Raw genomic sequence first — 13,178 nt, forward strand, 5'->3', positions numbered from 1 at the left:
GGGTGCCAATTTCACTCATATCCTGCCGTTCACTGCGGCAGCAGGCCCAGTGCCTGGCGCCATGTGGAAATCGCCGAGGCCAGCTCTATGCGGCTGCGCGCCGCCTGCCGTTCGGCCTCGGTGGCTTCGGCTTCGATGCGCAGCCGTGTCGGAAGATCGGTCTCGCCCAGGCGGAAGGATTTGTCGAAGAATCCGCGCGTCTCACGAGCCAAGGTGGCGCGGCGTTCCGCGGCTGCAAGCTGCGTGCGTGCCGCATTGACCCGGACCTCTGCGGCCTCCCTCTCCGACTGCAACCGCGCACGATCCAGCGCGAATTGGGCCTGTGCTTCCACAGCATCGGCCCGAGCAGCCGCCACGCGGCTGTCGTGGCGAGGGCCTGCGCCGAACGGAATTCGAATGCCCACCGTGATGGCTTGGTCGTAGCGCTCGCCGAATGCCCCACGTTCCCGCGTGGTGGACAGTGTCAACTCCGGGTTCGCCCGCGACTGCTTGGCGGCCAGGGCCGCGGTGCGCTCGGCCACGGCGGCACGGTCTTGCAACTCGTTGAGTGCAGGGTGTATTGGCATGTCTGACGAGGTGGGTTCAACCTCGGCAGGCGATGTACCCGTAGGCGCAGCGAGGGCAACACTGCCGGTCAGCGCCTTCAATTGCTGCTGCGCCGTCGTCGCTCCTGCCTCGGCCTGCGCCACGGCCGCTTCGGCTGCGGCCACAGCACCGTCGGCCTGGTGTTGGTCGGCCTGCGCCAGGTCGCCGGCCTTGGCGCGCCGCGCAACGTCGGTGGCGATGCGGCGAGCATTGTCCAGTTGCCCACGTGCGATGTCGGCGTCGATGCGCGTGCGTTCCCAATTCCACCAGGCCTCACGTACCGTGGCGGCGAGTCGCAGTCGCGCCGCTTCCACACGGCTCTCCACGGCCGCAGTCTGCGCATCTGCCAGTGCACCGCTGTTGCTTCGCTCACCTGGCAGCCACAGAGGGATGGCGATGCCGGCCTCTAGCTCACGGGCACCGTCGTTGCGCGTAAGCCGGTCCGTCTTGTTACTGATTTCGAGCGCGGGTGGCTCGGGCGTCCATGCCGCCGCCGCACGCCGCTGCGCTTGGACGGCATCACGGCGCATCAGCAGCGCCTGCGATTCGGGCTGCCGCGCCCAGGCTGCGTCGAAGACGTCCTTCAGGTTGGCTGGGAGCGCTTCCGGTTGGGCATATACGCCGGCGTTCACGCCGGCCAAGAAAGCGGCAAGTACGGCTTGCCGCAGACGGATTGATGTTTTTGTCTTCGGATACATCCGATGCTCCAGTGTTGAGGGGGATACACGGGAGACCGGCGAATAGCGACCATACGGCCGCGCCACATCTGAACGCCCACGTCAGCAGGCGTTCGGACGCGAACGGGAATCAGAAAAGGAAGACCCCGCCTCGCCGATCAGGCAAGGTGAGACCACTTGGGGCGCTCGGGTCTAAGGGAGTGGTACGCAGTACATGGCTCATCGTTGACCGCGATGGATGGACTGGGTATTTGTTCGAATCGCAGTGACTCGACACGGAGCAGCATGCCAGCGTATTGCCCGTGGCAGTGCCCGCAGTCATGACTCACGCCGAGCGTGGCATCGCTGCTGGAAACCGTCGTATCCGATTCATCGAGGAGCGTGGAAGCATGGCCGTGCGCAGCATGGTCATGGTGTCCGAGATGGCTCACCGCGGAGCCTAGCTTGTGCACGCAATAGCCAGCCACCGCCGCCCAGGTTGCCTGGGTAGGCAGTAGTACGAGCAGAAGTATGGCGAGCCAGCGGCGCATGGAGAAAGTGTAGCAGTAGCAATGTCAGTCCAGGAGCAACGATGAGGGGGTGTCTCTCCGGCCACCTCAATGCCCAGCGAGGTGCTGCTCGCTTTGATGAGGCGAGGCGGCATGGAAACAAACTCTGGCAGAGTGCGCGGGTGTCAGCAGTGTCAACCGCCGGAATACAGTTCCAGTCGCGCACGCTGTGCTTCCGGTGCTTCGCTACGCATCTCATCGACAACCTGCTGGCGCGTCTTCGGTGCTGCGGAACTCTTGATCGGCACCGACCGTCCACGCTGCATCAACGCGAGCGTACCGTCCTTGCGGGCTGCATCGACCTCGGCCATCAGCTGGGCGCGTGTCTTGGTGCTCTTGAAGTGATCGGAGTGATACGTAAAGCCTTGCTCCGTAGGCGCCGGATGCCAGAGCGAATCGGCCTGGGCCGTCATGGGCAGCGCCGTAGCCAGGACGATGGCCTTCAGGGCGATAAGATGGGTCAGTTTCATTGCATGGTCCTTTCCAGCGTGATTTGCAAAAAATCGATATGCCCGAAGGCATGAGCACAATGTAAGAACCGACACCGAACGGGAGTAGAACGTACAGATGACAATTTGGACAGGTTGCGAGCGACCGTGGAAGGAACGGCACGCATGAAGCTGCTAATCGTGGAAGACGAAGCCAAGCTCGCGGACTATCTTCGCAAGGGGCTCTCTGAAGAAGGCTACGCGATCGATGTGGCTGCCAACGGAATCGATGGCCTCCACATGGCCTCGCACGGCAGTTACGACCTGATCGTGCTCGACACCATGTTGCCGGGCATCGATGGCTTCGGCTTGCTGGCCGCGCTGCGGCAGAGCAAGCAGACGCCGGTGATCATGTTGACGGCCCGCCATCGCATCGAGGACCGCGTGCGCGGACTGAAGGCGGGAGCGGATGACTACCTCGTCAAGCCGTTCGCCTTTTCCGAGCTGGTGGCCCGCATCGAAGTGCTGCTGCGCCGCGTTGCTGGCACTGCGCCCGCACCCGATGCGCTGGTGCTGTGCCTGGGGGACTTGCAGGTGGACCTGGCGCGGCGGCGCGCTACTCGGGCCGGCCAGCGCATCGACCTGTCGGCAAAGGAGTTCCAACTGCTGACGCTACTCTTGCGCCGCAAGGGTGAGGTACTGTCGCGCACAGAGATCGCCGAGCAGGTGTGGGACGTGAACTTCGACTACGGCACGAACGTGATCGATGTTGCTGTGCGTCGGCTGCGGAACAAGCTCGACCTGCCCTTCGAGCGTCCGCTGCTGCACACAGTCCGTGGCATGGGCTACATGCTCGAAGATCGTCAGCCGTGAGACTGCGGCCTGCCGGATCACTAGGACGGCGGCTTGCCCGCTGGCTCGCCTTTCTTACGCTGGCCGGACTCGCCTTGATCTGCTTGGGCGTCTACACCGTCACCGCACTGAGTTTCAAGGAGCGGCAGATGGACACGCTGCGGCAGAAGCAGCTCCAAGTGAGCCATCTCATTGCCGAGGCGGGAGAGTTGGACAACGACACGCTTACGCACAAGCTCAATGACGCCATGGTCGGCCAGCAGGACGTGATGGTGATCCTGAGCGGTGCCGACGGCAGTGTTCTTTATGCCAGTTCAGCCGTTCCAATGGATCACCGCACGATCGACATGCGGTTCGAGGCCACGAACGGCACCACCTCCATCCAGGCGGTGCTGATCCTGGACGCCAGCGAGGACGATCGCGTGCTTGAGCGCTTAGCCCGCACGCTGGTCACGGCGGCGCTTGCTGGGACAGTGGTGATTGCCGTCGGTGGATTCACGCTGGTGCAAATCGGGCTGCGTCCAGTACACGATCTTTCGGCACAAATCCAAGCACTGGAGGCCGATACCCTGCACCAGCCTCTGGATGGCTCCGCTCAACCCGACGAACTGGTTCCGCTGGTGGCCCATGTCAATGAGTTGCTGAAGCGTCTGCACAAGGCCTATGAACAATTGGAAGCATTCAATGCCGATGTTGCCCATGAACTGTTCACGCCGTTAGCAACCTTGATGGGAGGCACCGAGATCGCTTTGCGCAAGGCACGCGACGCCGACGCGCTTCGGGATGTACTGGGTTCGCATCTCGAAGACCTCCAGCGCATGTCGATGATCGTGCAGGACATGCTCTTCCTGTCGCAGGCCGACCGCGGAGCCGAGGCCCGCCGCGAACACGTCGACAGCCTGGCCGATGTTGCGGGCGCGGTGGTGGACTTGCACGAGGCGGCCATCGAGGAAGCCGGTCTTCAAGTCCGTATCGACGGCGATGCCACATGCACGGCCGACGTGCGCCTGCTGCAGCGCGCGCTATCCAACCTGATCGGCAACGCAACCCGGCACGCGCATCAGCGCAGCACCATCTTGGTGCAGATCGACCGGCTGGACGACGAGGTGGCCCTACGGGTGGTGAACCAAGGTCACACCATTCCGACTGAACATCTACCCTACCTGTTCCACCGCTTCTACCGGGCGGATGCAGCGCGGTCGAACGCCGCCCGCAATCACGGACTGGGCTTGGCCATCGTGGCCGCCATCGCTCGCATGCACGGAGGGCGGACCGTGGCGGAATCAAACGGTGGCGTCACGTCCATCGGACTCACGGTGCCTGACCCTTTCAAGCCTTCTGCACCGCACCCAGAAGCCGCAACCCGTTGAGCACAACCAGCAGGCTGGCTCCCATATCGGCGAAGACGGCCATCCACATCGTTGCTCCGCCAAAAAGGGCAAGCACGAGGAAGACGGCCTTGATACCAAGCGCCAGCGTGATGTTCTGCCACAACACCGCGTGCGTCGATCGCGAGAGCTTCACTGTCTCGGCAATGCGTCGCAGGTCGTCGTTCATCACGACCACGTCGGCTGCTTCCATTGCTGTGTCGGTTCCGGCCGCACCCATCGCCACGCCGATGTCGGCCTGGGCCAGCGCGGGCGCGTCGTTGATGCCGTCGCCGGTCATCGCGGTCGGCCCCAGGTCTCGCTGCAAGGCCCTGATGGCTTCCAGCTTGTCCTCGGGCAGTAGATTGCCGCGTGCCTGCTCGATGCCGGCTTCGTGTGCTACAGCCGTGGCCGTGGCTTGGTTGTCGCCTGTCAGCATGACGGGAGTGATGCCCAGCGCTTGCAGCGATGCGACCGCCTCACGAGACGAAGGCTTGATGGTGTCAGCGACGGCAAACAACGCGATGACCCGCTCCGGACTGGCCAACAGCGTGACGGTTCGGCCTGCCTCTTCGTGCTGCTTCAGCCGTTCCTCCAGCGCCGGTGAGCACTGTCCGCGCTCTTCGATCAAACGGTGGTTGCCGAGCACATAGCTCACGCCGCTGACCTCTGCTTGTGCACCGCGCCCCGCCAGCGCCGTGAAATTCTTCGCTTCGACGCCATTCGGCTTCAGTCCGGCCGCGATCGCGCGCGAGACTGGATGGTCGGAATGGCTGGCCAACACCACGGCGACGTGTTCCGCGTCCGCCGACTCCGTCTGCGAATCGACGACGGCCCAGTCCACCAGCCTCGGCTTGCCCTCGGTGATCGTGCCGGTCTTGTCCAGCGCAATCGCCTTGAGCTTGCGCGCCTCTTCAAGGTAAATACCTCCTTTGATGAGAATGCCGCGGCGGGCGGCTGCCGCGAGCCCACTGACAATAGTCACCGGTGTCGAGATCACCAACGCACACGGACAGGCAATGACCAGCAGCACGAGCGCCTTGTAGATGGCCTGCATCCAGGTCCAGTCCAGCAGCCATGGTCCGAGCAACGCGACCGCCAGCGCGAGCACGAAGATGGCTGGCGTATAGACAGCCGCGAACCGGTCGACGAAGCCCTGCGTAGGCGCGCGCGTCGATTGCGCTACTTCGACAGCGTGGATGATGCGCGCAAGCGTTGATTCCGATGCGAGGGCCGTGACTTCGAACTCGAAAGTGCCCGACTCGTTGATCGTGCCTGCAAAGACGGTATCGCCAGCCGTCTTGTCGACAGGAATACTCTCGCCGGTGACAGGGGCCTGGTTAATGCTCGTCTGACCGGAGCGCACCACACCATCCATTGGCACGCGCTCACCGGGTTTCACGCGCAGCACTGCACTGACGGCGATCTCGGCCACCGGCAGGGTAGTCCAACTGCCATCGACTTGCCTCACCGATGCCTGCTCAGGCGCCATCTCCAACAGGCCCTTGATCGCATTGCGCGCGCGATCGACTGCCCGCGCCTCGATCGCCTCAGCGATGGCATACAGCGCCATCACCATCGCAGCCTCGGGCCACTGGCCGATCGCAAACGCGCCTGTCACCGCGACAGTCATCAGCGCATTGATGTTCAGGCGACCATGCCGCAGGGCCGTCAGTCCCTTCTTGTAGACATCAAAGCCGGCTAGCCAGATCGCTACCGCCGCCACGGCGAGGCCAGCGGCGCGCCAGATTGCGGTCTCCGGTGCGAAATACCCGATCAACTCGGCAGCGATGGCCATGATCAGCGCGGCAGCCAGCTTGGGCAATTGGCCTCGGACGCCTTCGTGATCGTGGCCGCCTTCCTCCGAATGCACCTGTCCTGCGCCTGCCGCAACGACCGGCTGGGGGTCAAACCCCACCTTGCGAATGGCCTCCAGCGCTGGCGCAATGGACGGTTCGTCAGCATCGACGGTCAGCATCCGCTGGCCGAGTTGAAAGCGCAGCCCACGGATACCTGGAACTCCGTCGAGAGCTCGGCGGATTTCCGACTCTTCCGCCGCGCAATCCATCGTGGCGATACGAAAACTGCGGCCGCGCGTGGCGGTCGGAACACGGGAAATAGGTGCCGTGTCGATGGAGCAGGCGCCGCAGCAATCGTTGCTGCGAGCGTCCGCATAATCTTGGTCAGTGTGAGTGTTTTTCATGGACGATCCTTTAACCTTTCCCATATTGCAAACCCTGTAGTCGGTGTAGAGTCAAGCCCATACTGCCTTGAAGACAGGCGGAAAGGGGCTGCTGATGAAGATTGGAATCTTGGCCGAAGCCACGGGAACGCCCGTTGAAACCATCCGCTTCTACGAGCGCGAAGGTCTGCTGCCGCCTCCGGCGCGTGCCGAAAACAACTACCGTATGTACTTGCCGGTCCATGTCGAGCGGCTGGCATTTGTCCGGCAGTGCCGCAACCTCGACATGACCCTCGACGAAATCCGCGCGCTGCTCGCGCTGCGGGAATCACCCGCGCAGGATTGTGGCGACATCAACACGTTGCTCGACGAACACATCGGCCACGTCGCGCAGCGCATCCGGGAACTTCGCGCGCTTGAGGCAGACCTCAAGGCGTTGCGCGCGCGCTGCATCGCACCGCATGCGGTCACCGAATGCGGCATCCTCAGTGGCCTCGACACCGCGGCTGCGGCGGGGCCGGAGCTAGCTAGGCGACGTCATGTGCATGGCGCGCACTGAGGGGTACAGCGGCGCATAGACTGTCGCCATCTGGGCCAGTCATCGCGGTTCGGCCAAGGGCTAGAGTCGGTTGCAGCACATCTGCTTGACATTGCGTTGACTTCAGGGTTTGAAATGGCACCGTCAAAACTCGACGTTGATTTTGTCAAGCCATGCCCGGCATACCGGCCTCACTGCTGCGGCTGGATGCAATGCGCGCAGCGCCTACCAGTCCCAGGGCCAGCCCTACGGAAACCAGTGTCATCATGACATCGAATGTCGCCACCCGGTGCGCGATCAACGGTTCCAGCGCGGTCTGTTGGCGCTGGAAGTGATCCACTTGGCGCGCGTACCCTTCGCAGTTTGCCGGGTCACCCAATGCCAATGGGAAGCGCAGAACTTCATCCAACGGAATGCGCCTATAGGCCAATAGCCGTGGAAAGCACCGGCGCCGACATCGATGCCAAGACCCTGCCCCGGCTGTTCAACCGCTTCTACCGCGCCGATGCTTCCAGGGCCCATCCGGATTCCGACGGCTCCGGGCTGGGTGTGCCCATCACGCGGGCCATCGCCGAGGCCCATGCCGGCCAGGTCACGGCGACCTCGGGCCAGGGGGCGAACCTGCTTCGCTCTGGTGTTTCCGCATCGCGTTGCCAAGCCCCGAAGCTGACAACAATGTCATCGGGTTGTCTGGGTTCTGTTGGGTAGGGGTTTCTACCATGAACACATCTCCTCAACGCCCGCCCAAGGCATTAGAGATGCAAGTTTCATCCAACCTCGTCAGGAGCTTTGACCATGACCCAACAACGCCTCTCCCTCTCCTCCATGATCGCCGCCGCGGCCGCAGTGGCCGCCCTGGGCCTTCCGGGGATGGCTTCGGCCGCATACGAGCACCCTGCCAACAACGAAACCGGAGTCATCGTTCACCCGGAGCACTTCAAGAGCGAGAAGACACGAGCACAGGTGATTGCAGAAACCAAGGCTGCCATGCAACAAGGCCGCCTTTCCTACGGTGAAAGTAATTACCCGATCGGCACGCCCACACCCGATGCAGGCTCTGGCAAGACGCGAGCACAGGTGATTGCGGAAACCAAGGCTGCCATGCAGCAAGGCCGCCTTTCCTACGGTGAAAGTAATTACCCGATCGGCACACCCACACCCGACGCAGGCTCTGGCAAGACGCGAGCACAGGTGATCAACGAATTGCAGAACGAATCGCCTGCCGAACGCAATGCTCGCCTGCGTTTCTACTCCCGGGGTTGATGGCCCCCCAGTTGGGATTGCAGTGGACTGCGTTGAATCCATTTTATGGGATCGTTGGGGTCGGCCTGACTAGCCTCGGGACAGCCCAGGCCGCCGCCCAATTTCCCATGAAACCCCACCGCTGCGCACCGTCGCGGCGATCTGCCGCCCCAGCCGCTGTTCAATCACCGACCGCCACGGCACCAAGCTAAATCCCATGCCGTCATCGAGTACGGCGTAGCGTCCGCTGGCGAGCATGACCGAGCGCCGGTAGATGCCGGCCACACGCTGCCCGTCTGCCGTGGGGCGGTGCGCCAGGCCGGTTTCGGCGGCAATGTCCTGGGCAACCTGCGCCAGTTCCCGGTTGCGCAACGTGCCCAGCAGGTTGCGTGCCAGGATCACCCGCTGCCCCCGCCGCTCGGCCAGCCCCTGTTCGGCCAGGAAGTCGGCGCGTTGCTGCATCGCCTGCTTGGCCTCGCCGCCAAAGCCCAGGTCGCCTAGGCCCTTGCCGCCGCCGATCAGTTGCTGGTCGAGCCAGGTGGCGCCGATCACGCGGGCCTGCCGCTCGATGGGTATGTGCGATTTCAGCTCCACGGCCACGCCGCCCAGGCGCTGCGCGTCGTACTGGCGGCCACGCTCGGGCAGGTCGTCCGGCACCTTCCATAGCCCCTCGGCCACGCGCTCCACGATGCCCGCTCGGCGCAGGGCTTCCAGGCGCCGGACGTGGACCGCCACGACTTCGTGCGGGTCGCGGTCGGGCGTGGCCTGACCTTGCGCGATGGCGAAGTGATGATCGGTGCGGTACAGGCCATCGCTTGCCAGTGCGGCGATGTTCTTGTCGGCCGCCCGTACTTCGGCGGAACCGCGCACCTCAACCACGGCTCCGGTGGGATAGTTCGCCAGCTCATCGCGGGCATTGAGCGCGACGTAGTGGGCCTTGCCGTCCACGCCGTCGATGACCAGATAGCCCCGGTCGCGCAGCTCGTCGGCCAGCCCCTTGGCGGCCACGCGGCCGACGATGGTTCGGCCACTTTCATTGTCATCTTGGCCCGGCTCGAACACCGCCAGCTCGCGCGGCTGGCCGCTCATGGCGCGCTGCATGGTGCGGATGATGTCGCCGCGCTCGCCCAGGGCGCGCAAGGTTTTCTCCGCGTCGGCATGGACAGCCCATGTGCCCGGCTGCGTCTCGTCGGCTAGGCCCAGGCGCTGCAAGCGTTGCAGCCGGCCGATCAGCAGCAGGCGCTGGCGTTGCAGCGCCGGTGCGTTGAACTGTTCGATCTGCACCCTGCCATCGTCGCCGGCTTCGCGTTGCAGCGTCCGGTCGAGACTCGTCCACCGCTCCTGTTCCACCTCGCGCCCCAAGGTCTGCTGGATCTCCAGTTCGGTGCGCGGCCCCAGCCATTCCGTCGCCAGCTCGGCGGCCCGGTGGCGGAAGCCATCGGCGATGTAGTCGCCCGCGATGATGAGGTCTTTGCTTGTGTCGTCGCGCCCGCGCACGACGATGTGCGTGTGTGGGTTGTCGGTATTCCAGTGGTTGACGGCCACCCAATCGAGGCTCGTGCCAAGGTCGGCTTCCATGCGGCCCATCAGGTGCCGGGTGTAGGTGCGCAGGTCTTCCAGCTCGGCGCCATCCTCGGGCGAGAGGATGAAGCGGAAATGGTGCCGGTCGTCCTGGCAGCGTTCTTTGAACGCATCGAGGTCGGCTTCGTCGGTCTGCGACCCGTAGGCCCGGCCCGGCTCGCCATCGCGGCCCACGCCGTCGCGCTCGATGTAGCGCAGGTGCTTGGCGAGCGACTGCGGGCTGGCCTGGCGTTGATTGACCAGCAGCGTCTTGATGGTCACGCGCCGCGACATGGGCGTCAGCTTTGCGCCCGCGAAGCGCGCGGCCGTGTGGCCGCGCCCCAGGCGCGAGCCGGGCCGCTGGCCGGTTCCGGCACCCTTGCCGGCTCCTCCGGGACGGCGCACCGAAGACTTGCCGCTGCTGGCCTTGCCGGTCTGCTTGAGCACCTTGGAGACGAAGCCTTGGCCCCGATTCTTCGGGGCGCTGGGGCGGATGCGGAAATCATCGTCGCGGCGGTCGGTCATGGCCGCGCTCCCTGCAAGCCCCGGCGTGTCCGGTCGTGCGAAGCACGCGGACATGCCTGCATTGGTGCGGGCCACGCGCCCCACGCGGCACGGCGGCGAAGCCGCCCCGTGCCGCGCCACCCCCACGTGCAGACTGGCTTTGCGGGCGGCCAGGTGTCGCCCCCTTTTGTCTTGCCTTCCGCCTTTGCCCTTCGCTGTCGCTCCGGGTGTCGGCGGTCCGGCGGCGCTGTGCTGCTTGCAACCCGCCCGCCGGCGAACGCGCCAATGGCCGCAGGCCGGGCGCGTTCGAGGCAAGACGCCTGCACGTTGGACGGCTGCGCCGGATGTTGCGCGAGGCGCGGCGCGGATGCGTTCGCGCTGCACGCGCGACGACACGGCGGCAGCCACCGGAACGACATGCCCGATGGCACGATGAGATGCACGGCAACGTGCAGCGAATCGGCGGCCATCATGGGCGTGTCTCCAGCCAGACCGGATACGCGACGCCGATCACGGCGGATGCGCTGACTGGCCCGAAATAGCGGCTGTCGAACGACGCTGGATTGGTCACGCTCAACAGGAACAGCTCGCCCGATTCGAGGCGGCGGCAAAGCTGCAAGGATGGCAGCGGCCGGCCCAGCCGATCAGCAGGCAGCGCGGCGGCCGTAGGCACGCCGTCGATGCGTACCTGACCGGCGACGATGCAGACGTGTTGCGGCGCGACCGCGCCCACACGTTTGAGCAGCGGAACGTGTGCCGGCAGGTAGCCGCGCTGCGCAGCGAGCGCGGCAGCGTCGGCAGGCAATAGGGTCAAGACGATGCTGCCCACGGACAAGGAACGTGGCAGCGAGGTGGCCCGATGGTCGAGCGGCTTCACGCGATACCAGCCGACCGGCACGCTGTCGGACGGGTTGTAGATCAGGCGCGGCAGCGGCTGCACGAACGCCGCCCAGGCCAGCGCAGCGAGGCCGCAGGCGGACAGGCCAGCCAGCACGATGCGAGCGCGCAGGCGCGAGCGAGGATGCGGCGCGGCTTCGGGCGTGCGTGCGACAGTGGAATGGACCGTCATGGCAGCGCCCTCCCGGTCAGCCAAGCGGCGTGCCGCTCGGCGGTGTATTCGGGCAGCGGCAGACGGGCCGCCAGACGGTTGCCCAGCGTGCGCCAGTACGCGGGCGAAACGTCGATGGCGGCGATGCCCTGCGCGCCGATGCCGTCGATGCGTTCGAGCACGGCACGCACCGCGTTCTCGCCTTCGGCGTGCAGCAGCAGGCGTGCGCCGGGCCGCACGCCGGGGATGCGCTGCACGTCGTCCAGCGGCGTGCCAGCCTGCATCACCATGAGCTGCCAGCGGATCGTTCCGTAGTCGTTGGCCTGCCAGCGAATGCGGCAGAACATAGCGCCCGGCAGGAACACCGCGCAGCGCCGCCAGCGGTCGAGCCGCAGCATGCGTGCCGGTTCGCCGAAGCGCAGGTAGAGCTTGAACTGCGGTTCGATGTAGGCCAGCGAAACGCGCGTCAGCGGCACGCTGCCGACGAGGCCAGCGAGTACCGAAGGCGCGCGCAGCGGCGCAGCCGTGGCCGCGTGCGCCGCAGGTAAAGCGGATGCGTTCATGGCATCTTCTCCGGGGGAAACTCCCGCTCCAGCAGGCCGCGCAGCAAGTCGGCCACGGTCACGCCCTGCGTGAAGGCCGACACCTTGATACGCGCCCGCAGCGCGGGCGTGATGTCGAGGGTCAGGCGGGCTGTGTAGAGGTCGCCCTTGTTCAGCGCATCGGCATCGCCCTGGCGAATCCACGCCTCGGCGTGTGGATTCGTGGGCGGACGCGCGCCAATGCCGACGCGCTTGGCGCGTGGTGACGGTTGCGCTGTCATGTCGGCCACCGCAGCAGTTCATCCACCAGGGCGGTGATTTCGCGTGCGGCGGCGCTGTCAGGTGCCGTTTCGCGGGCGAGTCGGCCAGCGGCCACGCTGTCGGCGAACACAATGCGCTGATGCACTTCCGCGCGCAGCGCAGGTAGCGGCTGGTCGGCGAGCGCCTGGCGTGCCTCGCGCCCGATCACGGTGGTGCTGACGCGCCGATTGATGACAAAGGCCGCGCGCAGCGCAGGCCGAAAGACTTGCGCCTCTCGGATCAGCGCCACCATCTCGGCGCTGGCCCACAGGTCATAGGGGCTGGGCTGCACCGGGATCAGCACGCGCTCGGCCGCCAGCAGCGCGGAACGCGCCAAGGCGGCGATGCGCGGCGGCCCGTCGATGACGACGTGATCGGCCCGACTGGCGAGTTCTGGCGCTTCCTGATGCAGCGTTTCGCGTGCCAGGCCCACGGCGCTGAACAGCCGTGGCAAGCCTTGCTGACTTCTGCGCTGCGCCCAGTCGAGCGATGAACCCTGCGGGTCGGCATCCAGCAGGATGACGTGCTGGCCACGCATTGCCAGTTCGCCGGCGATGTGTGTGGCGAGCGTGGTCTTGCCGACGCCGCCCTTCTGGTTGAGCAGAGCGACGATCATGGCGTGGCCCTCCATGCTGGAAAGCCTTGCTTTGATCGGTCTGCAAAACCTGTCGGCTGGTGGCTGGTATTACCTGCCGTTTCTGGCCGCGTGGTGGTTGTCCACCGCAGCGGCGTTGCCCTACTAAAAGTTAGAGAAATTAAGTTAGGGAAGTTAGAGGGCGCGCAAACCCAATGCTGGCGCGGGTTT

13 protein-coding genes and 2 pseudogenes are annotated in these 13,178 nt (G+C 65.3%); 6 read left to right on the forward strand and 9 right to left on the reverse strand.

Annotation, left to right across the window (positions count from 1 at the left end):
- Positions 1–29 precede the first annotated feature (29 nt).
- Both BA022_RS07530 and BA022_RS07540 read right to left on the reverse strand, forming a co-directional pair.
- Positions 30–1,283 (reverse strand): TolC family protein, encoded by a 1,254-nt coding sequence (locus BA022_RS07530; RefSeq protein ID WP_088887058.1) that lies wholly within the window; start codon positions 1,281–1,283, stop codon positions 30–32.
- 661 nt (positions 1,284–1,944) lie between these two features.
- Positions 1,945–2,280: a DUF4148 domain-containing protein gene (locus BA022_RS07540; RefSeq protein WP_088887059.1), complete on the reverse strand. Its 336-nt coding sequence runs from the start codon at positions 2,278–2,280 to the stop codon at positions 1,945–1,947.
- 144 nt (positions 2,281–2,424) lie between these two features.
- Between BA022_RS07540 and BA022_RS07545 the strand changes: the two genes are divergently transcribed.
- Positions 2,425–3,111, forward strand: coding sequence for a heavy metal response regulator transcription factor (locus BA022_RS07545; RefSeq protein WP_088887060.1), 687 nt, complete (start codon positions 2,425–2,427; stop codon positions 3,109–3,111).
- Complete coding sequence (locus BA022_RS07550) at positions 3,108–4,460, forward strand: heavy metal sensor histidine kinase (protein WP_040435565.1); 1,353 nt, start codon at positions 3,108–3,110, stop codon at positions 4,458–4,460. The genes BA022_RS07545 and BA022_RS07550 overlap by 4 nt, the downstream gene beginning before the upstream one ends.
- Here the strand turns inward: BA022_RS07550 and BA022_RS07555 are convergent.
- Positions 4,420–6,660: a heavy metal translocating P-type ATPase gene (locus BA022_RS07555; protein ID WP_167372733.1), complete on the reverse strand. Its 2,241-nt coding sequence runs from the start codon at positions 6,658–6,660 to the stop codon at positions 4,420–4,422. The genes BA022_RS07550 and BA022_RS07555 overlap by 41 nt on opposite strands.
- Positions 6,661–6,754: 94 nt before the next feature.
- Here BA022_RS07555 and cadR point away from each other — a divergent pair, with 94 nt between their 5' ends.
- A complete protein-coding gene (cadR, locus tag BA022_RS07560) occupies positions 6,755–7,198 on the forward strand; it encodes a Cd(II)/Pb(II)-responsive transcriptional regulator (RefSeq protein WP_019372870.1) in 444 nt (147 codons plus the stop codon).
- A 178-nt stretch (positions 7,199–7,376) separates the two neighbouring features.
- On the opposite strand, the pseudogene BA022_RS07565 reads toward cadR, so the two are convergent.
- Positions 7,377–7,610 (reverse strand): annotated as a pseudogene (locus tag BA022_RS07565) (LysR family transcriptional regulator); the annotation flags it as partial.
- 2 nt (positions 7,611–7,612) lie between these two features.
- Here BA022_RS07565 and BA022_RS07570 point away from each other — a divergent pair.
- Both BA022_RS07570 and BA022_RS19640 read left to right on the forward strand, forming a co-directional pair.
- A pseudogene (locus tag BA022_RS07570) lies at positions 7,613–7,847 on the forward strand (ATP-binding protein); the annotation flags it as partial.
- A gap of 125 nt (positions 7,848–7,972) precedes the next feature.
- On the forward strand, positions 7,973–8,440 hold the full coding sequence (locus BA022_RS19640; protein WP_088887062.1) for a DUF4148 domain-containing protein: 468 nt from the start codon (positions 7,973–7,975) through the stop codon (positions 8,438–8,440).
- 69 nt (positions 8,441–8,509) lie between these two features.
- On the opposite strand, the gene BA022_RS07580 is transcribed toward BA022_RS19640, so the two are convergent.
- From BA022_RS07580 to parA, 5 genes are all read right to left on the reverse strand, one after another.
- Entirely contained in the window at positions 8,510–10,504 is a 1,995-nt protein-coding gene (locus BA022_RS07580; RefSeq protein WP_088887063.1) for a relaxase/mobilization nuclease domain-containing protein, read from the reverse strand.
- A gap of 448 nt (positions 10,505–10,952) precedes the next feature.
- Entirely contained in the window at positions 10,953–11,552 is a 600-nt protein-coding gene (locus tag BA022_RS07590; RefSeq protein ID WP_088887065.1) for a S26 family signal peptidase, read from the reverse strand.
- Positions 11,549–12,094, reverse strand: coding sequence for a DUF2840 domain-containing protein (locus BA022_RS07595; RefSeq protein ID WP_041111055.1), 546 nt, complete (start codon positions 12,092–12,094; stop codon positions 11,549–11,551). The genes BA022_RS07590 and BA022_RS07595 overlap by 4 nt, the downstream gene beginning before the upstream one ends.
- Positions 12,091–12,354, reverse strand: a complete 264-nt coding sequence (locus BA022_RS07600; protein WP_041111083.1) for a hypothetical protein — start codon at positions 12,352–12,354, stop codon at positions 12,091–12,093. The genes BA022_RS07595 and BA022_RS07600 overlap by 4 nt, the downstream gene beginning before the upstream one ends.
- The gene (parA, locus tag BA022_RS07605) at positions 12,351–12,989 is read right to left on the reverse strand and encodes a ParA family partition ATPase (protein ID WP_041111085.1); all 639 of its coding nucleotides are present in this window, start codon (positions 12,987–12,989) and stop codon (positions 12,351–12,353) included. The genes BA022_RS07600 and parA overlap by 4 nt, the downstream gene beginning before the upstream one ends.
- Here parA and BA022_RS19545 point away from each other — a divergent pair.
- Entirely contained in the window at positions 12,988–13,116 is a 129-nt protein-coding gene (locus tag BA022_RS19545; RefSeq protein WP_257789741.1) for a hypothetical protein, read from the forward strand. The genes parA and BA022_RS19545 overlap by 2 nt on opposite strands.
- Positions 13,117–13,178: the final 62 nt, after the last annotated feature.

The organism is Diaphorobacter nitroreducens, assembly GCF_002214645.1.
Classification (GTDB): Bacteria; Pseudomonadota; Gammaproteobacteria; order Burkholderiales; family Burkholderiaceae_C; genus Diaphorobacter; species Diaphorobacter nitroreducens.